The sequence below is a fragment of the Methylosinus sp. DMC45 genome (assembly GCF_056313885.1).
In genome coordinates this window covers 15554-37123 of sequence record NZ_JBQUZK010000012.1, presented here as the reverse complement: position 1 = coordinate 37123, position 21570 = coordinate 15554, and the positions used below count along the sequence as shown (strand labels likewise).

Annotated in this window: 19 protein-coding genes and 3 pseudogenes; 8 read left to right on the top strand and 14 right to left on the bottom strand. The window is 58.5% G+C overall.

Translation table 11 applies throughout. The features are described 5' to 3' along the window. From ACT53T_RS03900 to ACT53T_RS03875, 6 genes are all read right to left on the bottom strand, one after another. Positions 1-589: 2OG-Fe(II) oxygenase (locus ACT53T_RS03900; RefSeq protein ID WP_476160190.1), on the bottom strand; the 589-nt coding region annotated here is incomplete at its 3' end. After that, positions 586-1635, bottom strand: coding sequence for a bifunctional DNA-binding transcriptional regulator/O6-methylguanine-DNA methyltransferase Ada (ada, locus tag ACT53T_RS03895; protein WP_476160189.1), 1050 nt, complete (start codon positions 1633-1635; stop codon positions 586-588). The genes ada and ACT53T_RS03900, both read right to left, overlap by 4 nt. Before the next feature lie 170 nt (positions 1636-1805). Next, positions 1806-2033 (bottom strand): DUF3617 domain-containing protein, encoded by a 228-nt coding sequence (locus ACT53T_RS03890; RefSeq protein WP_476160188.1) that lies wholly within the window; start codon positions 2031-2033, stop codon positions 1806-1808. Positions 2034-2375: 342 nt separating this feature from the next. Beyond that, on the bottom strand, positions 2376-3317 hold the full coding sequence (locus ACT53T_RS03885) for an alpha/beta hydrolase (protein WP_476160187.1): 942 nt from the start codon (positions 3315-3317) through the stop codon (positions 2376-2378). Further along, complete coding sequence (locus tag ACT53T_RS03880; RefSeq protein WP_476160186.1) at positions 3317-4201, bottom strand: alpha/beta fold hydrolase; 885 nt, start codon at positions 4199-4201, stop codon at positions 3317-3319. The genes ACT53T_RS03885 and ACT53T_RS03880 overlap by 1 nt, the downstream gene beginning before the upstream one ends. A gap of 21 nt (positions 4202-4222) precedes the next feature. Then, positions 4223-5278, bottom strand: a complete 1056-nt coding sequence (locus ACT53T_RS03875) for a sugar phosphate isomerase/epimerase family protein (RefSeq protein WP_476160185.1) — start codon at positions 5276-5278, stop codon at positions 4223-4225. Positions 5279-5403: 125 nt separating this feature from the next. Here ACT53T_RS03875 and ACT53T_RS03870 point away from each other — a divergent pair, with 125 nt between their 5' ends. Beyond that, the gene (locus ACT53T_RS03870) at positions 5404-6045 is read left to right on the top strand and encodes a TetR/AcrR family transcriptional regulator (protein WP_476160184.1); all 642 of its coding nucleotides are present in this window, start codon (positions 5404-5406) and stop codon (positions 6043-6045) included. Positions 6046-6184: 139 nt separating this feature from the next. Here the strand turns inward: ACT53T_RS03870 and ACT53T_RS03865 are convergent, their stop codons facing one another. Next, entirely contained in the window at positions 6185-6832 is a 648-nt protein-coding gene (locus tag ACT53T_RS03865; protein WP_476160183.1) for a TetR/AcrR family transcriptional regulator, read from the bottom strand. Between the two features lie 62 nt (positions 6833-6894). Here ACT53T_RS03865 and ACT53T_RS03860 point away from each other — a divergent pair, with 62 nt between their 5' ends. Further along, positions 6895-7950, top strand: a complete 1056-nt coding sequence (locus tag ACT53T_RS03860; protein ID WP_476160181.1) for a zinc-dependent alcohol dehydrogenase family protein — start codon at positions 6895-6897, stop codon at positions 7948-7950. A 204-nt stretch (positions 7951-8154) separates the two neighbouring features. Here the strand turns inward: ACT53T_RS03860 and ACT53T_RS03855 are convergent, their stop codons facing one another. Beyond that, positions 8155-9075, bottom strand: a complete 921-nt coding sequence (locus ACT53T_RS03855) for an alpha/beta fold hydrolase (RefSeq protein ID WP_476160179.1) — start codon at positions 9073-9075, stop codon at positions 8155-8157. A gap of 182 nt (positions 9076-9257) precedes the next feature. On the opposite strand from ACT53T_RS03855, the gene ACT53T_RS03850 reads away from it, so the two are divergent. After that, positions 9258-9728: a winged helix-turn-helix transcriptional regulator gene (locus ACT53T_RS03850; RefSeq protein ID WP_476160193.1), complete on the top strand. Its 471-nt coding sequence runs from the start codon at positions 9258-9260 to the stop codon at positions 9726-9728. 183 nt (positions 9729-9911) lie between these two features. Here the strand turns inward: ACT53T_RS03850 and ACT53T_RS03845 are convergent, their stop codons facing one another. The 5 genes and pseudogenes from ACT53T_RS03845 to ACT53T_RS03825 form a co-directional block, all read right to left on the bottom strand. Then, on the bottom strand, positions 9912-10550 hold the full coding sequence (locus ACT53T_RS03845; RefSeq protein WP_476160177.1) for an anthranilate synthase component II: 639 nt from the start codon (positions 10548-10550) through the stop codon (positions 9912-9914). Next, the gene (locus ACT53T_RS03840; RefSeq protein WP_476160176.1) at positions 10531-11652 is read right to left on the bottom strand and encodes a chorismate-binding protein; all 1122 of its coding nucleotides are present in this window, start codon (positions 11650-11652) and stop codon (positions 10531-10533) included. The genes ACT53T_RS03845 and ACT53T_RS03840 overlap by 20 nt, the downstream gene beginning before the upstream one ends. 904 nt (positions 11653-12556) lie before the next feature. Further along, positions 12557-13501, bottom strand: coding sequence for an IS630 family transposase (locus ACT53T_RS03835; RefSeq protein WP_476160175.1), 945 nt, complete (start codon positions 13499-13501; stop codon positions 12557-12559). Between the two features lie 359 nt (positions 13502-13860). Then, positions 13861-14904 (bottom strand): IS110 family RNA-guided transposase, encoded by a 1044-nt coding sequence (locus ACT53T_RS03830; RefSeq protein WP_476160174.1) that lies wholly within the window; start codon positions 14902-14904, stop codon positions 13861-13863. A gap of 119 nt (positions 14905-15023) precedes the next feature. Beyond that, a pseudogene (locus tag ACT53T_RS03825) lies at positions 15024-15318 on the bottom strand (ATP-binding protein); the annotation flags it as partial. Between the two features lie 122 nt (positions 15319-15440). Between ACT53T_RS03825 and ACT53T_RS03820 the strand changes: the two are divergent. Then, the gene (locus ACT53T_RS03820; RefSeq protein WP_476160172.1) at positions 15441-15737 is read left to right on the top strand and encodes a hypothetical protein; all 297 of its coding nucleotides are present in this window, start codon (positions 15441-15443) and stop codon (positions 15735-15737) included. Beyond that, positions 15692-15970 (top strand): annotated as a pseudogene (locus ACT53T_RS03815) (transposase); the annotation flags it as partial. The gene ACT53T_RS03820 and the pseudogene ACT53T_RS03815, both read left to right, overlap by 46 nt. 35 nt (positions 15971-16005) lie before the next feature. Here the strand turns inward: ACT53T_RS03815 and ACT53T_RS03810 are convergent. Next, positions 16006-16119, bottom strand: a pseudogene (locus tag ACT53T_RS03810) (ATP-binding protein); the annotation flags it as partial. Between the two features lie 1044 nt (positions 16120-17163). Here ACT53T_RS03810 and ACT53T_RS03805 point away from each other — a divergent pair. The 3 genes from ACT53T_RS03805 to ACT53T_RS03795 all read left to right on the top strand — a co-directional run bounded on the left by ACT53T_RS03805 (position 17164) and on the right by ACT53T_RS03795 (position 21561). After that, complete coding sequence (locus ACT53T_RS03805) at positions 17164-17862, top strand: hypothetical protein (RefSeq protein WP_476160170.1); 699 nt, start codon at positions 17164-17166, stop codon at positions 17860-17862. Positions 17863-17962: 100 nt separating this feature from the next. Beyond that, on the top strand, positions 17963-18586 hold the full coding sequence (locus ACT53T_RS03800; RefSeq protein WP_476160169.1) for a hypothetical protein: 624 nt from the start codon (positions 17963-17965) through the stop codon (positions 18584-18586). 2105 nt (positions 18587-20691) lie between these two features. Beyond that, positions 20692-21561, top strand: coding sequence for a hypothetical protein (locus ACT53T_RS03795; protein WP_476160167.1), 870 nt, complete (start codon positions 20692-20694; stop codon positions 21559-21561). The last annotated feature ends 9 nt before the right edge of the window (positions 21562-21570 follow it).

The window sequence follows — 21570 nt, the reverse complement described above, 5'->3', positions numbered from 1 at the left end:
ACGGGACGACGGACGCCTTCGATTGCATTCGTGGTCGTTGCTCGGTCAGGACGAATTCGCCTCCCCTGAAATCCTCTTCGGGCCGCGACAGCAAGACGGCGACTTGCAGAGGAAAAACCAGATCGCCGTAGATGTCCTGATGAAGGCGATTGAAGTCGCCGGGTCCATAGTCCAGCATCAAGGGCGTGGGAAGCGTCTGTCCGGCCTGATGGCAGCGCGCCAGAAACCCCGCGTGATCGTCGTCATAGCGCTCGTGCGAGCCCGACAGCCGCGCCCAGCGGTTGGCGATGGTCGCGAGGCGCGGGTAGGTCGCGCTTCGCAAATCGGCGATCAGTGGCGGCAGCGGATACGAAAAATATTTATATTCGCCGCGCCCGAAGCCGTGCCTCGCCATGACGACGCGGCTGCGAAACCCCTCGTCCGAGGAATAGAGGCGCGCGAGGTCCCGGGATTCCGCCTCGGTGAGGAGTTCCCCGACGACGGCGAAGCCGTTCGCGTCAAGGTCTGTTTCGACCTGTGCCCAGTCGATTTGCTCCGAACGCCGCGCCGCAATTCGTTCCGACAGGGGTAATGATGCGAGAGCGTTCACGGTTTCGATTCCCGATCGAGCAGGAGGCGTTTGCGTTCGACGCCCCAGCGATAGCCGGAGACGGCGCCGTCGTTGCGTACGACGCGATGGCAGGGGATCGCCACAGCGATTTTGTTGGCGGCGCAGGCTCCGGCGACGGCGCGCGCCCCCCTCGGCGCGCCGATGCGTTCGGCGAGCTCGGCGTAGCTGATCGTGGCGCCCGGCGGAATATCGCGCAGCGCCGCCCATACGCGATGCTGGAACGCCGTTCCCCGAATATCGAGAGGCAGGTCCAACCCGAGTCTCGGTTCTTCCACGAAGCCGACGACCTTCGCGACCAGCCGCTCGAAATCCACGTCGCCGCCGATCAGCCGCGCCCGCGGAAATCTGTCTTGCAGGTCGCGCGTGAGCGCGTCCGGATCGTCGCCGAACGAAATGGCGCAGACGCCCTTGTCGCTCGCGGCGACCAGAATGGCGCCGAAAGAGCATTCGCCGACCGCGAATTTGATCGCGGCCTTCGCTCCGCCGTTTCGGAAGGCGCTCGGCGTCATGCCGAGCGCGCGGACGGACTCTGCGTAGAAGCGGCCGCTCGAGTTGAAGCCGGAATCATAGATCGCTTCGGTCACGGATGCGCTCGTCCCGAGCGTCTCGCGAAGGCGCTTGTTCCGGTGGGCGACCGCATAAGCTTTCGGGGTGAGGCCGGTGACAGCCTTGAAGAGCCGGTGAAAGTGGTAGGCGCTAAGGCCGACGCCGCGCGCCAAATCGTCGAGCTTCGGCGGTTCCTCGGCTGCTTCGATCAGGCGGCAGGCGTGTGCTATGCTCTCAGCCTGTCGCGCCTCGCGCGAAGCCTCGTTCGGACGGCAGCGCTTGCAGGGCCGATAGCCGGCGGCCTCCGCCTCGGCCGGCGTGTCGTGGAACCGCACATTGGCGCGCTTGGCGAGACGCGCGGGACAGGACGGCCGGCAATATACGCCGGTCGACGCGACGGAATAGAAGAATGCGCCGTCATAGCTGCGATCTTTCCATCGTGCCTCCTCGGCCGCGGCGTCTTTGTCGTGTCGGGGCATTCGAAGCGTCGAGGTCATTTCCGGGAGTCCTGGAATTGGTTTCGGCGCATGATTTAGCCTTTCCATCACCCTCCCGCCTCCCGATCCTTGCTTTTAAAAGATGGGGATGCCGGGGCCGGCCGCGAGATTGCGACACGAGGCGCGGACTCGTTAGAAGCGCGCGATGAACTTCATCGGCGAGGGACGTCGGAGGCGACGCAATCGCCGATCCGACGGCCGAGCTGCGTCTCGGTCATGGTCATGTTCTTGCCGCCCGTCGTCCTCGCGATTTGGCCTTCGAAGGCGCGGCGATCGGACGTGAATCGATAGGTCGCCACGGCCTTGGCCGCGTCAGGCCCCGCGCAGACGATGTCGAAGCTCAGCGTTTGTCGACGAGGCGCGAATTTCTCGGCGAACATTTCGCCAATGGATTATTGTCGCTCAGAGCTTCGAGCCCGTACGGAGCCGTATTATCCGGGTCGATGCATATCGTCACCGTTTTTCGCGTGGCGGCGTCGACGAGATGCGGGAGCGCGAGAGCCACGGCGACTTCGTAACGTCCGCTTTGCACGAGCGAGGATTCCGTCGCCGATAATCCTCCCATGGGTATGGCCAGCGCAAAGGCGGTCGACGCCGATATTGCTTTCATGTTTGGACTCCGCGTGAAGCATCGATCGTTTCGAGCATGCTCTAGCGCCTTCCGCCATCTGTTTCTTGCTTTCGAATGTGCTTGCGCCGACGTCGTTGATCGAAACGGCCGCTCAACGCGGATCGAGGCCGAATCTTTTGCGGATTGCCCGACCGGCTTGGACAAAAAGAGCCCCTGCCGCCGGCGCCACGCCGAGCATGTGCATGCAGGCATGGATCATTCCCTCGAGGAGAACGAGTCTGGTGGGAACGCCATTGTCTCGGAGCTTGCGCGCATAGGCTTCGCCTTCGCTGCGCAGCGGATCGAATTCGTTGACCATGATCGTCGCCGACGGCAGGCCGGAGAGATCCGCCCGCAACGGCGCCGCGTAAACGGGGGGCGCCGACAGTCGGCCTCCGAGATAGTCCTCCCAGCAAAGCCTCATCATATCGCGCGTCAGATAATATCCGTCGGCGAATTCCTCGTATGAAGGCGTGTCGAGATCGGTGTCAACGGCCGGATAGATGAGAAGCTGGTGCGCGATCGGCGGACCATGGCGATCTCTCGCCAATAGCGCGGCGGCGGCGGCAAGATTTCCGCCGGCGCTGTCGCCGGCGACGGCGATGCGATGTCTGTCGATTTCCAATTGCTCCGCGCGGTCCGCGATCCAGCAAAAAGCGCGATAGAAATCTTCGAGAGGAATAGGATAGGGATGCTCCGGGGCCAAGCGGTAGCCGACCGAAAAGACGACGCAGCCCGTCGCATTGGCGAGGGCGCGGCATGGATTGTCGTAAGCCTGCAGCGAGCAGAGACGCCATCCGCCGGCATGGGCGAAGACGATCGCCGGCTGCTTTTCATTTTTCTTCGCTCCGGCGGGCCGATAGGCTCGAACCGGGACGACGACAGAGGGGGCGCCCCCTTCGACAATGAGATCGTCGATTCGATCGACGGCTTCGAGCGCGCCTTGCATCGACATCAGCGCGCGATCGACTTCGGAACGAAGACTGTCGAGAGAGGCCGCTTGCGCCGCGGGTAGGCGCGCCAGCAATGCGGCGATGTCTGGGTCGATGGCCATCAGGCGAGCCCCTCGAGGAAGAAAGGAACGATCTGCGCATTGAATTCGTCCGGGCGCTCTTCCATGATGAAACGACCGCAGTCGCGTACGATGTCGCCCCGCAGATTTCTCGCATGCGGGCGAAGCGTCTCCAGCGGCGCATCCGCGGTCGCATATTCGGAGCCGATCGCGAGGACCGGCATGGCCAGCGGCCTGTTCGCGCGCTCGCGATTCTGCCGGATCGTTTCGGGAATGGCGCGGTAATAGGCGAAGCCCGCCCGCATGCCGCCCGGCGTTCCATAGGCGGCGGCGTAGACGTCCGCGGCGACGCGATCCCTTCGGTGGGACCATTTGTCGAACATGAAGCTCAGATATTCCTTCTCGCGACCGGAGGTGAGGAACTCCGGCAGGTCCAGGACCTGGTTGAACATGAAATGCCAGAGGAAAATATTGTCCGACGGCGGAACGAAGATCGGCGGGGCAGGGGCGAGGCCCGGAATGACGGCTTCGGTCAGCGCGATCCTCTCCACCGCCTCCGGGTAATCGCTCGCCAGCGCATATCCGACCCACATTCCCACATCATGTCCGGCGACGCGGTAGCGGTCATAGCCGAGCTGGATCATCAGCCGGTGCAGCGCGCGCGCCGCGGAGCCAGTGTCATAGCCATGATCCGGCCGGGCGGAATATCCCGCGCCGATCGGATCGACGGCGATGGCGCGAAAACCGTTCTCGGCCAGCGCCGCCATCGTGTGGCGCCATGCGTACCAGGTTTGCGGCCAGCCCGGGATCAAGAGAACCGGCTCGCCATCGCCGAGAACAGAGCAGTGAATTCTCTGCCCGTCGATGCGCGCATAGTGATGCGCAAAGCCATCGGACGCAGTGTCCGGCTCGATCACGTTCGTCATGATGAATGTCCTCGAACAGGCTCAGGAGATGCCGAGGATCGCGTTCGTCTGAGCCGCGCTCAGGGGCGTGCCCGCGAAATCGTCGAAGGTTTTTTCCGTGACCCTGATCGTGTGGTCGCGAATGAAGGCTGCGCCTTCGCGCGCGCCGTCTTCGCTATCTTTCAGGCAGCATTCCCATTCGAGCGTGGCCCAGCCGTCGAAATCATATTGCGCGAGCTTCGAGAAGATCGAACGAAACTCGATCTGCCCATCGCCCAACGACCGGAAGCGTCCCGCGCGTTCGAGCCATGACCGATAGCCGCCATAGACGCCCTGACGTCCGGTAGGATTGAACTCGGCGTCCTTGACGTGGAACATGCCGATCCGGTCGTGGTAGATGTCGATGAAGTCGAGATATTTGAGCTGCTGCAGGACGAAATGGCTGGGATCGTAGAGAATCCGGCACCGGCGATGCCCGCCGACACGCTCGAGCAGCATCTCGAAACTGACGCCGTCATGCAGATCCTCGCTGGGGTGAAGCTCGAAGCAGAGGTCGATTCCCTGCTCGTCGCAGGCGTCGAGAATGGGCTTCCATCGCCGAGCCAGCTCGTCGAAAGCGGCGTCGACCAAACCTTCCGGGCGCTGCGGGAAGGGGAAGAAATAGGGCCAGAGGAACGAGCCGGAGAATGTTCCCAGCGCGGTCAGTCCGAGCCGGCGCGAGGCCACGGCCGCGAGTTCGATTTGTCGCAGCGCCCATTCGCTTCGCGCGGCGGCGTTTCCGCGAATCTGCTCGGGAGCGAAGGCGTCACACATCGCGTCATAGGCGGGATGCACGGCGACGAGCTGTCCGAAGATATGCGTCGTCAGCTCGCTGACGACGAGTCCGCGATCGGCCAGAATTCCCGAGATCTCGTCGCAGTAGGTCTGACTCTCGGCAGCCTTGCCGACGTCGAACAGGCGCTGATCCCAGGCCGGAATTTGCAGGGCCTCGAAGCCGCGTTCGCTCGCCCAGCCGGCGATGGCGGCCAGAGTGTCGAAAGGCTTTCGCGCATCGCTGAACTGCGCCAGATGGATGCTCGGACCTTTGATCGTCTTCATCGCGTCACAATTATTTGTTGACCGACAAAGAATGCGCGCTTGCGCGCCGATGTCAAGCCGATTATTTGTGGGTCGATCAACAATAGCGCGATCAGGAATGGCGCGATCAACAATGGCGCGATCACATGGCCGGCAGACCCAGAGAGTTCGACAGAAGCGCCGCCCTCGAGAAGGCTCGCGATCTCTTTTGGGCGCGCGGTTATGAGGGCGTGTCGATGTCCGACCTCGTGGCAGTTCTCGGGATCGCGTCGGCGCGCATCTATGCGGCTTTCGGCTCGAAGGAGGCGTTGTTCCGCGAGGCGATCGAACTCTATGAAGCAAAAGAAGGCGGTTTCGCCGACCGCGCCCTGTCCGAGGCGACGGACATTCGTTCCGCCTTGGACGACATGTTCCGGGCTGCTATCGAGCTTTATACGAAAGGGCAGAGAGGTTGCATGGTCGTCACTGCCGCGACCAACTGCGCGCAGGAAAACGCCGCTCTGGGCGCTTGGTTGTCCGAACATCGCAAGGTGAGAACAAAGTCGATCATCGATCGATTACGGCAGGCGAAACACGCCGGAGAGCTCGCTGAGCATGCCGATGAGGCGGCGCTCGGCGACTGTTGCGCCACGATGCTTCACGGCTTGTCGGTGCAGGCCCGGGACGGTGTCGGCGCGGATCGGCTGAACGCCATGGTGGATGCGTTTCTTGCGGCGTTCGATCTCATGACGACCAAAAGCCGCCGCCGTCGAGACCGCGCCTCCGTTCGAAACTCAATCCGCCGCTGAGAACCGTCTTCTCGCCGACGTGAGGGCGCCGGCGTTGCGCCGCTCGAAACGACCCTCGCAACCGATTTTGGGACGACTATGTGGCCAGTTCGGGGACTTCGATTTCGATCAATTGCCATAGTCGGGCGCTGCCGGTCCCTCATGGACTTTGCGCTGGTTGATCCGCCCGCGAGCCCGGCCACGCCGAGAGAGCGACGTCCGCCAATGCGTCGAGGATCTTCCGGCTGACGCCATCGCGGGCCTGGATCGACAGCCCCTGCACAACGGCGGCATAGTAAGAGGCGAGGGCCTGCGTATCGGTCGACGGCGCGAGTTCGCCTTCGCTGGCTGCGCGATCGAAGCGCGCCTTGATCGCCGCGATCGTCGCCAGCCTTCGCCTTGCAACATCCGCCGCCACCGATGCGTGCTCGGGCGCGCACGCTACCGCGCCGCTCGCCAGCATGCAGCCTGCCGGCGCCGGCCCCTCCGCGTAGACCTCGATCGCCTCATGCAGAATGCGTTCGACCGCGCGCCGGGCGCTCGGCTCTTCGGCTAGCGCGCGCTGGGCGAAGGAGCCGTAGGTGGCGCCGTAGCGGTCGAGCGCCTCGCGGTAGAGCTGCTCCTTGCTGCCGAAGACGGTGTAGAGACTCGGCGGCGTCACCCCCATGGCCTCGGTCAGGTCGGCGATCGAGGTCCCCTCATAGCCACGACGCCAGAACAGCCGGAGCGCCGTCTCCAGCGCCTCGTCCCGGTCGAGCGCTCGCGGGCGGCCGCGCGGCCGCTTTGCGATGGTTTTTGTAGTGACCAATATAAAAATCCCTTGCGAGGATGCGAAGGCTTATTTTAATATCGATCGCTAGTTTATTGCAAATGGAGAAACCCGTGACCGATTCACGCCAATCTATCGCCACGACACGCAGAGCTTATAGGCTTACGCGCGTCGACCGCGGCCTTCGCCTCCAGCAGATCCGGGAGGCGGCGCCGACTCCTGGGCCAAACGAGGTTCTCGTCGGGATCGAGGCAGTGAGCCTCAATTACCGCGACCTGCTCGTGCTGCGCGGCGAATTGGGGCCGGTGCGCGAGGGGTTGATTCCGCTCTCCGACGGAGCCGGCCGCGTTGTTGCGACCGGCGCCGATGTTACCCGTTGGCGTGCAGGAGACCGCGTCGCTCCAACTTTCTACCGGGATTGGGTTGTCGGTCCCTATCGTGAGGCCTACGGCCCATCGGCGCTCGGCGACGGCGACACCGACGGCGTGCTGGCGGATCTGGTCGTCGTGCCCGAGGCCTCGTTGGCGCCCGTTCCAAACAGCCTGAGCCTGGAAGAGGCCGCGACGCTTCCCTGCGCCGCCTTGACCGCCTGGCAGGCGCTGGTGGTGCGCGGTGGCTTGGCGGTCGGCGACACGCTGCTGGTGCAGGGCACGGGCGGCGTCGCGCTCTTTGGCTTGCAGATCGCGAGCGCCTTCGGCGCGAAAACCATCGTGCTGTCGTCCTCGGACGAGAAGCGCGAACGCGCAACGAAGCTCGGCGCCTTCGCGACGGTGAACTATCGTACGACGCCGGACTGGGATGTCGAAGTCCGCAAGCTGACGGGCGGGCTCGGCGTCTCGCACATTCTCGAACTCGGCGGACCGGACACGTTCGACCGTTCGCTGCGTGCGCTCGCCGCCTGGGGGCATATCGCCCAGATCGGCGTGTTTACCGGCTTCGGACCGCACTCGAACCTGATGCGGCTGCAGCTGATCAACGGAACCATCGACGGCATCAATGTCGGCTCCGCCGAGCAGTTCGAGGCGATGAACGCCTTCCTCGCCGAGCATCTTATCCGTCCTGTGATCGATCGGACTTTTTCGTTCGACGAGACGCACGCCGCCTACGACGAACTCGCGAGCGGCCGCCACTTCGGCAAGCTCGTCATCCGTCTCTGACGGCGCGAGGCGGCAAGAAGCGCGTGTTCATTCACCTTCCACTTGCTTTGCGCTTTCGATGCCCATGGCCACTCCGACCTGGAAGTTTTAATTTGCAACTGCAATGGCCGTGGCGGTTGTGGTTTCGATATGCAATCTGTCCAGCTCTCGGGAAGCCGCTAGCCGATCTTCCGGCCCGGACGGGGACGAGAAATCGCTGTGCGCTCAGGCCTGCCGGATGAATTCCGTGATGAGCCTACCGACCTCGTCCGGGGCATCTTCGAGGCAGTAGTGACCAACGCCAGCCAGACGATGCACCGGCGCGGCCGGAAAGAGCTGGGTGAAGAGCGGCAGGAAATGCTCGGCGTCAAGCGTGCGGTCTGCTTCACCCCAGATGGCGAGGGCGGGTCTGGCATGGATGGCGCGGATGGCCGCTGTGTCAGGCGTCTCGAATCTGTGCGTGCCCGTGGCGAAGCCCTTGGCCCAGCCGATCGCGCCGAGACAGTCGGCAGGGCTTGCGAAGGGCGATCCGTAGGCGTCGAGCCATGTGTCGGTGATGAGCGTGTTGTCCTCGAAGCCGTTGAGCTTGAGCGTGCTCAGGATATTGAAACCGAGCTGCCCCAGCACCGCTTCGAGGCTGCCGTCCGCTTCGGCTTTCGCGATCCATTGAAACCAGGGCGAGACGCCGGCATTCGCAGTCACTCGCTCAATGAGATCGGCCTGGCCAAACGGCGTCGGTCCGTTGGTCGAGATAACGCGACGAATGCGGTTGGGATGCCGGGCGGCGAGCCCCATGCCAACCGGACCGCCGAAGTCGTGCATGACGAGGGTGATATCGTCGAGATCGAGCGCAAGAACGAAGTGCTCCAGATTATCGATGTGATCCTGCAGACAGTAGGCCCGGTCCGGCGGCGTATCGCTCTTGCCGAAGCCCATATGGTCCGGGACGACTACACGGTGCGTTATGCTCAACACCGGGACCAAGTGGCGGAACAGATAGCCCCAGGTCGGCTCGCCGTGCAGGCAGAGTATGACCCCTGCTTCGCGGGGTCCCTCATCGACATAATGCATACGGAAGCCGGGAGCCGCGGTGAAATGCGGGGTGTACGGAAAGCTACCGCCGAAGGTGGCGTCGGATCGGGTCATGCACGTCTCTCCTCACGGAGTCAGCACTAGTTGGGCCTGTGGTTTCAAATTAAAACCATGCGCCGTCATATCGCTTGAGGTTTTAATTTGCAACTACTACATCCAAAAGGCGACAAACCGCGATCTTCCCGGCTTCGACGGGAGATGGCATGCGGGAGATTGAGCGCGGGAGCAAAGTCACGATGGTCAAGAGAGTCAGCCACAAAGATTCGAGCTGCGGCGTTGCCAGGCCACTGGACGCAATCGGAGACTGGTGGTCGTTGCTGATCGTTCGGGATGCTTTCGATGGCCTGCGCCGATTCGGGGAATTTCAAAAGAACCTGGGGCTTGCGAAGAACATCCTCGCGGCCCGTTTGCGCAACTTGGTCGCACACGGCATCATGGACACTATCCCCGCGTCCGACGGTAGCCCCTATCAGGAATACGTGCTGACAGAAAAGGGGCGCGGCCTGTTTCCGCTCCTGGTCGCTCTCAGGCAGTGGGGCGAGGACTTTTTCTTCGAGCCCGACGAGGCTCACGTCCTTCTAGTCGACAAGAGGAGTGGCCTTCCGGTGCGGAAACTGGAGCTTCGCGCCCAAGATGGACGCGTTCTGGGACCGGAGGACACGGTCGTGCGTTCACCGCGGGATGCGACTGGAAACGCTTGGCGATAAAACTGCATTACTCCGTCGGTTGGCGCAGCGGATCGCCGATGGTGCTTCGCGTCTGCCTGCGGCAACAAGGCCAGGGCGGCAGAGTTCCAGCGGCGCAGCCGGGATTGGCGGCAGCGTAATTTCCGGTGTCCTCCACGGGGCGCTCCCGTTGCGCCGTGCGGGCTGAAATTGCTACGCGGCAAACTACCGTTCCGACGACTCTAAGACGCGCCACGGGGTTTTCGACGTTCCGCGCCCGTTGAACCCTGCGACGAGGTTCAGATAATTGTCGAGCAGCTTCAACCCATGCTCGGTCAGAACGGATTCCGGATGGAATTGCAGCCCCCAGATCGGCAACTCGGCATGCTCTAGCGCCATGATCTCGCCGTCGCGTCCGTCAGCGCGTTGCTCGCGCGCCCTGACGACGATGCAATCGGGCAGATCGTCGACGACGAGCGAATGATAGCGGCCGACCGCGAAGCCTTGCGGTATCCGGTGAAAGAGCCCGCGGCCATCGTGCGTCACCTTCGAGACTTTTCCGTGAACGACTTCTGAGGCTCGTCGAATAGAGCCGCCGAACGCCACCGAAATGCATTGATGTCCAAGGCAGACGCCGAGCATCGGCAGCCCGCCGGCGAAGCGGCGAATCGCCGCTACGGACACGCCGGCCTGGCTCGGCGTGCAGGGGCCCGGAGAAATGATGAGAGACTCCGGGTTCAACTCGGCGATCTCGTCGAGCGAGATCTGGTCACTGCGGCGAACGGCGACCGAAGCGCCGAGGATGCCGAAAGATTGAACGATGTTGTAGGTGAAGGAGTCGTAATTATCGATCATGAGGTGCATTTGCAGTTATCCTCGAGTCTGCCGAGACCGTCCGGCGGCTCGGGAACTGCGCGCTTCGCGCGGGAAATCGAATCGTCTCGGCGAGCGCGGCTGCCGTCGTGAGCAGCCGGCCTTTCTCGATCGTCTCCTGCCATTCCCGCCGCGGATCGGAATCATGGACGACGCCTGCGCCGGCCTGCATTTGCAGCACGCCGTCCTTCAGCACGGCCGTGCGAATGGCGATCGCGAAGTCGGCGTCGCCGTCCCAGCTGAGATATCCGATCGCGCCGCCATAGACGCCGCGACCGCAAGGCTCCAACTCGTCGATGATCTCCAGCGCCCGGATCTTCGGAGCGCCGCTCAGCGTGCCGGCCGGAAAAGCGCTTCGCAGCACGTCGACGCCGTCGAGCTGGGGAAACGCCCTTCCGACCACGGTCGAAACCAGATGCATCACATGAGAATAGCGCTCGACGACGAGCTTGGAGGCAACCTCGACGCTGCCGACCTCGCAGACGCGGCCGAGATCGTTGCGCGCGAGGTCGACCAGCATCATATGCTCGGCGTTTTCCTTCGGGTCTGCGAGCAGCTCGAGCTCGAGCTGCAGATCTTCGACCTCATCCGCCCCGCGCCGCCGCGTTCCGGCCATGGGGCGACTGACGACGGCGCCGTCGCGGAGACGGAACAGCGTCTCCGGCGACACTCCGACAACCCGAGCGTCGCCGAGCGTCAGCAAATAGCTGTAGGGGCCTCCGCAAACGCTCGTCAGAGCGCGGTAATAGTCGATCCCCTCGCATCGCAGCCGTCTCGTCGAGCGCTGTGACAGCACCACCTGCATGATGTCGCCGTCGGCGATGTAGTCTCGCGCCTTCTCCGTCGCCGCCTCGAACAGCTGTTGTGGAAAGACATAGGTCGGATCATTCGGCTGTCGTCGATCGCCCTCCGGCGCGATCGCTTCGTCCTCGAAGTCGACGCTCTCCAGGCGCTGACACAGTTCGTCGAGCTGATGGCGCGTCGTGAAGCTGCGAACGAGGTCGTCGGCGCGATGCTGCGCGACGAGCGCGTCGAAGGTTTTCCACGGAAGCAGTTTGAGCAGATCGTGAAAGACTGTATTTTTATGCCGCATGACGTTGATTTCCAATCCGTGTCCCGATGAGTCGCCAAACTCAGGACCGGATTAGAATCAATGTCATGCGCTTGTACAACCAATTTTTGTGCCGGACAGCCGTGCCAGCAATGCGGTCGTCGTCGTCGATTTGACGAATCCTGCCCGGCATGCCTACGTCGATGTTCAATGGGTCGCGGGACCGCCGATCGTTACCTCTCGGTATATCGTCTTGTGGTCATTCTGGGCCGTCACTCTTATCGCCTCGTCGAGCGAGATCACAGAAGAACGGTATGACAATGCTGACATCGAGGCCGTCACATTGCATATGCATCCAGAAAGGCTGGAAATGAGAATGTTCGTCGAGGGTCGAGCGGTCGAGCGAACCCTTCTCCTCTGATTTTCTTCACGTCGAGAGGCGCTTCGCCGCGTAGGGCGGCTACGCGTTGGTGAGGAAATTCGCGCGCTCAAACGGAAACTGTGGCACGGCGCGGTCGATCGAGCGATGCTTCAACTTGAAGAATTGATCGCCGACATGGCAATGTTACGCGAAAAAGGCGATCTGGAGGGGCGCATCGCACGTTGCAAGTTCGCGCGGCCGTGCTCAACGACGACTTGAGCGAAAGTTTGGCTTGGCGGCCGCCAGAGCCGACCCATCGGAATTACTTTGCCTGGGTGTTCGAGCCTACCCCGCCATTCCTGAAAGCCGCATGAAACCCAGTTGATTTTACGGTCATATCTTCGCTGGCGACACAATAGCGACCCAAGAAAATACGCGAACGTCGCGCGTTTGCGTTACGCTAGAGTATCCGTTATGCGTAAGAGGCTTTTTCGGCTCAAATCCGATCATCGCGCAACAAGGCGTTAGCGAGGACGATCAAGCTGAGCATGACGGCGGTGATGCGCGACCTAGAGCGGAATCCGATCAAGCTGCATCATAGCCGGATGCCGCGAAGTAATTCGCGCATTCGCTCGGCGTGACGCTTCGCAGGGCCTGGGCGACCGCCGCGTCGAGCGCATCGACAGTGCGTGCCGCGATGCGCTGGAGAACCGACTTGATCTTCGAGAAGGATTTTTCGATCGGATTGAAGTCCGGCGAATAGGGCGGAAGATAAAGGACCTTCGCGCCTTTCGCTTCGATCGCCTCCCGCACGCCCACGACCTTATGGGTGCACACATTGTCCAGCACCACGATCTCTCCTGCGCAGAGCGTCGGCGCCAGAACCTGCTCGACATAGGCCAGGAACGAGCGTCCATCGAGCGCGCCGTCGATCATCATCGGCGCGTCGATGCGATCGACGCGCAGCGCCGCGATCAGCGTCGTCGTCTCCCGGTGTCCAAATGGGACCGACGCCCGGCAACGTTCCCCGCGCGGCGCCCGGCCGAAGCGCCGCGCCATGTTCGTCGAGACGCTCGTCTCATCGAGGAAAACCAGCTTTTCCGGGTCGAGATCGAGTTCCCCCTCGAACCATTCCTCTCGGGCCTCGGCGACGTCCTCCCTGTCCTGCTCCGCGGCATGGCCGGTTTTCTTCTTGCGCGTGATCCCATGGCGCGCGAGGAACCGCCACACGGTCCCATAGCCGACGGCGAGCTCGTGGCGCTCCCTGATCTTGTCGCGCAGCTCCATGACCGTCATGTCGGGCTTGTCCTTTATCTGCGCGAGGATGAAATCGGCGTGCGCCTCGATGCGCTGCGAGCGGCGGTCGCCGCCCATCTTGCCCGGCGCGACCTCGCCGGTGATCTCGACGCGCTTGGCCCAGCGCACGGCGGTCGCCGGACCGATATCGAACCGGGCGGCGGCCTGTCGGCGTGACATCCCGCCCCGGATCGCCTTCATCACCTTCTCGCGAAGATCCATCGACAGCGCCATGATCCCCCTCCAACCGCTCGCGCCGCTCAATGCCGATCAGCGCTCCGCTCGAGATATGGGAATCCGTCCCGCTTTATTGAATCGCCATGCTCGGACAACGCTCTTCTGTAACGGGCCTTTCATTGTCAACCCCTCACGTTCTTCCCTTCGCCGGTTCACTCTTCTGTCCGTGGTCGGCGCCGAAGCTCAGTGGGCCGCCACTTGATGGGATAAGATGAGGATGAGGCCGGCCAATCTAGTTGCGCGTGGTCGTGAGCCACGGAGCATCGTGCGGTCTGACCCCGTCCATCGTCCCGGCGAGGGACGAACGCTCGGGAAGGCTGGTGCGCGCCTGCCCGAAACTCTTGCGTTTCCCCTGCTTACGCCGCCGCCAGCGTGGCGCAAGCCGCGCGCCCTGCGTCGAACGACGTCCCGTCGATCCACATGCGATGAAGGATCACGGCGAGCTTGCGCGCCAGCGCCACTTTCGCCTTCTTCATGCCGGCGCGCCGGGCGAGCTTCATCCCCCAGCTTTTGAGGCCGCCACCCTTCAGCGGTCGCGTCAGTATGGCATTGGCGGCTTCATAAAGCGCAGTGCGCACGCCGGCGTCGCCGATCTTGGTGATCCGCCCAGTCACATCTTTCTCCCCCGACTGATATTTTTTCGGGGTCAGGCCAAAATGCGGCCCGACCCGCTTCGACGAGGAAAACCGCGACGGATCATCGATCGCTGAAACATAGGTCAGCGCCACGATCGCGCCGACGCCAGGCGCCGACATGATCAGTCTGGCGCGCTTATCCGCTCGAGCCATCGCCCGCACGCGCTTCTCGAACATGTCGAACTCACGCAGCAGCGCCGCATGCGACGCAAGCAGCGCCTTGGCGATGAGCTCCAGCGTCGCATGCCCGTCGACGAGTTCCTCGATCCGCCGTGCGAAGCGTTTCGGCGTCGTTGGACCTACCTTCAGCCCGAAGCCGCGCAAAATGCCACGCAGGCTCATCTCGATGTCATAGAGCTTCGACTGGACCAGCTTGCGCGCCGTCAACAGCGCCCGCGTCTCCTGCGCCGCCATCGACTTGCAATGGACCGGACGGAACCAGCCGAGCCGCATCAGCTGCGCGATGCCGCGCGCGTCATTGCGGTCGGTCTTGACCGGCATCGTCTTGAGCGCAGTCTGCACGTGACGCGTCTCCAGCAGCTCCACCGCCAAGCCCGATTCCTTCATCGCTCCGTAAAGCCATTGCGACAGCGGTCCGGCCTCCAGACCAATCCGCGTCACATCGAGCCCAAACGAGGCAAACCAGCCGATCAACGCTGCCGGCTCGCTGGCCACCTTCGCCTCCCGCACGATCTTTCCGGCGCCGTCCACGACGCAAACGCTCGATGCTTCCAAAGACACGTCGATCCCGGCATAATAGTCCATGGTCATCCTCCGACGATGCTTGGAGCGGACGAAAGTCCGACTCCGTCAATCACACCATCATTCTGGGGGGTGACCACTTCACCGCAAAGCCCGAGCCTCGCGGCGGCCCGTTACGCCATCTAGGTGGGCTTCCAGCTACGACGAGCCTGACATACCGGCCTTTCCTGCGGATTGAAGCAGCAGGCGACGAGGGCGGTGATATAGAGGGCATGGCGGAGAAAAGCGATGCCGCCACAGCTGTCATCGTTTATCTCGAAGATTGTCGCATGATGGACGAGCCTGTCGACCGCGGCGAGCGTCATGGCTTGGTCTGGGAAGATTTTTCCCCATTCGCCGAATGGGCTGATTTGCCGTGATGAGCAACGAGCGTCGCTCGTATCGGGCGCTGATCAGTTCGAAGAGGACGCGCGTTTCGGCCTGATCCATGGCGACATGGCGAGAGCTATTGCGGAAAGTGGGCGATGACGGCGGGAGGAGAGGGGCGTAACGGGGGTTGGTGTCCAGCCGACCCCAACCTCCAAGAGGAGCGTTACGCCATGAATGAGAATAGAGTTGTCGCACTCCGGCAGGAAGGCGCAATCGACGATCCGCTCACCGAGAGCCTCCGGGCGGGGGCGAAGCGGCTCATCGCGCAGGCCGTCGAAGCGGCGTTCGCTGCGTTTCTCGACGCCCACGCCGATCTCGCGCTGCCGGACGGGCGGCGGCGGGTCGTTCGCCACGGGCGCGATCCGGCGCGCATGATCCAGACCGGCCTCGGCCCGGTCGAGTGGAAAAGCCGAAAGCGCGCGAGAAATACGCGCCGAAATATCAGAAGGCCGTGGACTGCCTGCTGAAGGATCGCGACACACTGCTGACCTTCTTCGACTTTCCTGCCGAGCATTTCGTGCATCTGCGGACGTCGAACCCGATCAAGAGCGTGTTTTCGACGGTGCGTCATCGCACGGTGTGCATGAAGGGCGCGCTCTCGAAGGATACGGCGCGTCTCACGGTTTTCAAGCTCGTGATGGCGGCGTCGAAAAATTGGCGGCGGCTGAAAGCACAAAATCAGTTGCCGAAACTCGCGGCTTCGAGAGTGAGATCGCGTCGCGCGACTTGCAGTCACTGGGCAAGATCCGTCGTTGTCACGAAGAGAACGCGCCAGCCGTTTTCGATGAGCGCCAGGCCGAGCGCCGCCGCCAAGTGCGACTTTCCGACCCCAGGTGGACCAGGAACCGCGATGCAGGCATTCTCGCCGTGCGCACCATGTTCTCGTTTCTGCCAAGCCGTTCGCGGACGACGGCTATCAGAGTCCGCAGTTCCACGAGGCGCAGAAGAAGGCCTTGCGCTTTGTCGACACCGAGATCGAAAGAACCCTTTCATCATGGCTGGGTAGTTGCCGAAGACAGGCCAAGGACTGCGAAAACCACGATCGTAATGCGCTGGCGCTTCTGGCTTCATGCTACGACAACTTTGTAGTCAAGCGTTAGCTTCACGGACGGCCTCAAAGACTGATCGATTTTCCGGGCTGGCTTTGACGCCTTTTAAAGTGGCATTAAATGTTGCTATCAGCTTCCAGTCTTCATGTTTTCATATGGATCAGGTCTGTCCGAACAACCAATTTTTAGGTAGACTATTACTTGTTTAAATGTCATCCTGACAGACGTCATCGTTTGATGACACCTGTGCCGTCGAAAGTCGGCTTATGTAGTAGCACACTAAGATGGAGCTCGATCATGGTTGCAGCGGCCACTCTCCAAAAGGAAAATGAATTTCGCCGCGTTTTCAAAACACTTCCAAACATACTAATTCAAGATCCATTGAGGAATTGCGCTTATTATATCAAATCAGAAGCTCTCGCAGCTTACAAAGCTGACTCAACGACTTGGGCTCGGGTAGACGACTCGACTGTGACATACACCATACCAGACGGTGAGCTTGTGGACGAAATACCGCCTTTTTTACGGACCCCGGAATTGAATCCATCTATTTTGGTGAGGTATTCGAGAGGTAAGGAAGCATACTTTCTTACTTTCGACGAACTCCAGCATTATCGTATAAATCAGCCCGCTAATTCTTTCGATGACGAAAGCATTAGCTTTATTATTCCGAAGGGTACCGAGCTAATAGAAGAATTGCCTACGCTTAGGCGCGCTCTGTTGCAATCAAACACGCAGTAGTAATTTGACTTAATTACGGCCTCTCCCCCTTTTTAATCCCCACTGATGGGGGAGGGGCGACCCGGCGGAACTGTTGTGTCAGCAGCCTTGGAAGCGCAAAATTATGGATGACTTATTTACTCACGCCATGCTTAATGAGCAGGACTGGGAACGAATTGAGCGCGATTACCATTCTTCGTTTCCGTATAATTACGCTTTAATAGACAATTTTTTTTCACAAAAGTGGCTTGAGCACGTTCGAAGCTCGCTTTTAAATGAATGGGGCTGGCAATTTATGAACAATCAGGCCAATGAGCTCTATATCCGCGACTTCGATCTAGCCTTCATTTCCGAATTATCGAAAGAAATTAAGGATAAGTGCCCAACTATTGTTCGTGATCTGGAATGCGTTCAGCGTATTGCGTTTCTGCACACTCAAAATAGCGGTTTATATCCGCACTCGGATACAGGTTCCGTCACGTTAAATATCTGGCTCACCCCTGACGAACACAATCTAGATCCATTATCTGGCGGCCTAGTTTTCTATGACGTAAAACGGGCGGATAGAATGAAAATTCACGAGTTTAACGCTGCACCATATTGTACCGAATATGTTCGGAATAATTCTAATGGCAAATGCGTACGAATACCTTATAGATACAATAGAGCTATGATTTTTGATGCGCGTACATTCCACGCTTCCGAGTCAATATACTTCGATAACGCTAGTAGCTCGACGTTTAGAATGAACTGTGCTTTGCTTTTTGAGGACATATATATATTTAAAGAACGGTTTGCCTTCTATGGAAGTAAGCGCGGTTAGTCCTATCTCTCGTTCGTGCCACTGACGGGGTTACGGAATGCATATCTATAGTAACTGTTTGCTAACTGATCAAGACTGGGAGACCTGTACGAAGGTATTCTTGGACGCTGATCCAATCCATTACGTTGTCATCGATAACTTCCTTTTACCAGAAGCCATCACATTACTTCGAGAAAAAATAACAACGAACTGGGGATGGCATCACAAGAATGCGACTTCAGCAGAGTTATATCTGCGGGACCCCGACGTCCATGAGATTCGGCTCATAGCTGAAGAGTTTAAGCATAAAATGCCAGCAATTGTAGATAATTATAATCTTGTACAAACCTGGGCCTTCATGCATTATAAAAATAAAGGTTTAGACTTTCACGCAGACGCAGGATCATTAACACTTAACCTTTGGCTTACGCCAGATAAATTTAACAAATCACCTGATAGCGGTGGACTAATAATTAGTAATGTTGTTCCACCAGCAAATACATTGATTCACGAGTTAGGATCATCTGAATATTTTAAAGCGCATTCGACCGGTATATCGACGATAATTCCATATAGGTTCAATCGTGCCGTTTTATTCGAATCACGGTGTTTCCATGCAAGTGATGCTGTAAATTTTATACTTGAAGGCGCTCATACATTCCGAATAAACGTGACTATGATGTTTGATGATGCCTGTTCCTTTGCGTCTAGCTTGGCAGTGTATCACGCAAAGGAGAATGACTAATGGACCTGCGCCCTTCTGAAAATCTGCTTATAGTTCAATCGCGGCTATTCTCGCCAGGATATGCGGGACCAGCCAGATGGATAATATTCGATACGTCATCACGTAGGAGCTTTGCCGCTATCGGGCCTGATGTCGTTCCAGATGTTATCAAAAGTCTGACAGATTTCTCATCTGCATCTGTAAGTGTACCCGAAGATCGTCTGGGTGAGCTGGTCCGTTTAGGACTTGTCGTAAATACAGCAAATAGCGACAAAAATGACAAAAGCACTATATTCGCATTTCACAACAAAGCAAGTTTTAACTATCCTTTTCATGACTATAGCGATCCGAACTGGCTTGATGACGAGCGCCAGTTGATGAAAACCTACATGATGATGTGGCCTGCCCCGTTGAGCACATTACGCCTTAGTACAAAAGCATTGCATCTTCCAACAATCGAAGACGTAGACGTTGCTCCTGGCAAATTAAATGTCGAAGCGCTTTCGTATCTACTTTACCATTCGCTCCGGCCGACAGGCCGAATTGAAACTGCCGCCGTTGACTGCATTAGGCGTACCAGTCCATCAGGAGGGGCGCGACATCCAACAGAATGTAGCGTTATACTCCGTAGAGCGATCGGTGATCTCGAACCCGGATACTATATTTACGATGGAGCAAACCATAGCCTGGTCGCAAAGCCAAATGTGTGCCTTAATAACGATGATGATGATGGAAGTCCCATCAGTCTAGTACTTTGGCTGAAAGTTGAACGTGCTATGTGGCGCTATAGGGACCTACGTGCTCTTCGACCGGTTCTTTTGGACGTGGGGCACGTACTGGAAACGATATCCTGGTTGTGCCGGAGGTTGGGTCTGGTTGGGTCTACTAGTAGGCCCCCTCAAATTGATATATCAGACCCTCAATGCTGCTCCGAGCCGCCCGTAATTACAATTAATTTGTGCGGTGAGAATAGTAACTCCGGTTCTACATATCCGTCAAATTGTCCTCCCGAAACGACCTCAGAGTCATTTCTCACTAATCCAACTTTGACTATGTCCTTCATACCATCTGGCATACGTGGCCTGGTTGCGTGGCCAATTGCAGCCGGGCAGGATCTAGATCTTATTGACTTTCGTATTCTTTCACATTGTATCCCTTCTAACCGTGGAGACCGTATAACCACAGTTGAGGGGATCGCGAGCGCCACAAACACAGCACCTCAAAGAGTTTCCTCACTAATCAATTCGGGAGCACTATTAGCAAGTTCGATTGCACAGCCGATGTATACAGGTGCTCGACTATGGGCACGTTACGGATGGTATCTCTCATTCCTTGCTCATCTTGAGGCGATATCGTGTTGGCAATCGTCTCCGCCGCAAAAACAGAATATCGGCTCAGGTGGAGATCTGGTATCTAATGTCGAGACATTCTATAATAGAAAGACGTCGAGGCGGTTTACCACCGATCCTGTGGATCGATCGTCATTGGAATTGTTGCTTCAACGCTCCCTCGATGTCGACGAGGTAATCCTGTCAAAAATCGATATATACATTTTACCGCAAAACGTAAACGATCTAGAGCGTGACCTCTATACATGGGACTGCGGGTTTATTCCAACACGAAACACTGCTGAATTATTAACATCGTCTTCTGGCATATCGGCGCTAGTGGTAGGGCAGGCCCCGGCTGGGCTTGGAAGTATAGCTATCTGGCTCGCCGCGCGCGTAGACCCTTCCATGCCGGCCTCATATGAAGATGCCCTTGTTAGGCTCGGAAGAATCGGACAACGGATATGTATCGTAGCTGCCGATCTAGAGCTTGGTGTTTTTATGACACCTGCTGTTTCGGACAAGCTTACATCGGAGACTTTCTCGATATCGAACCCTGAGGAATATTGCTTTTATTTTTTTTCACTCGGGAGGATCACAGGAAAATGCTAAGCGTCGATCTACATTTGAAGCTACTCAGCATAGGTCTGCGTTTATTTGAGTTTCACGGCAACGATGCCTGTATAATTTTCGATACGACTACTGAGTACTGCGTGAAAATAGCCGTAGATGTATTAGCCGACGCTGAATCTGCATACATAGATACTATCATAAAACAACGTTTACGGAATACGGAACATGAACGGCAATAATGATAAATGGGTCATACTCGACATTTTGGGGATTACAATTCTTGTTATATGCAATCATTATGATTGCCTAGATGACATAGAGGCGCATTTCAAACCGTATTGTAGTAGAGATATTACTCGTACGCCGGATTTTGTGTTTTCGAGTGATTTACCTCGTGCCGATCGATATTTTTTTAGAGCTCGCCCATTTGACCAGGCTGGAGTGCCATTGGCCGGTGTTCGATGCGGAAGATTTGGGTGTTCAGATTTAGCTGAGTGGACAGATACATTTCCGCCGTTGCCGCCGTTTCATCTGGCTCCTCTTAAAGGGCGTTTCGTGGGAATTCACGCGGCGTGTGTCACGGTAGCGCAATCTGCGGTTGTTCTCTTGATTGGAGAGAGGGGGCACGGAAAAACCACGCTTGCGGTTGAACTTACAAACCAAATGATGGCGTCGCTTTTAACAGATGAGTTAGCATGTGTTCGCACGCGGTCGAAAGTGATCGAGCCATTCGCGATCGCAATGGGAATTACCAGTGCCGGGCCCCATGGACCGGGACCAAAAATTTCAACATCACCAAATTTGGTGGTACCATCTATTGCAAGAAACGGCTCGACAATCACGTGCGGGATTTTTTTAAGTAAACAAGAAAATTGCTCCATGACTCTATCCCATCTAGACTCTGAAGAAGCCTTTCGATATCTGCTTCGATCCCACCTAGATATTGGGACGGACTTGGATGACTGTCTCGTCACTTTGTTTGACATTGCAAAGTCGGTGCCGTTTTCAACACTTAGATATAACGGATTTCCAGAGCGAAAAGAGGCTGCTAGTATAATCGTTGAGTTTGGTAAAAAATATAGCAGTATGTGCTGAAATATATAA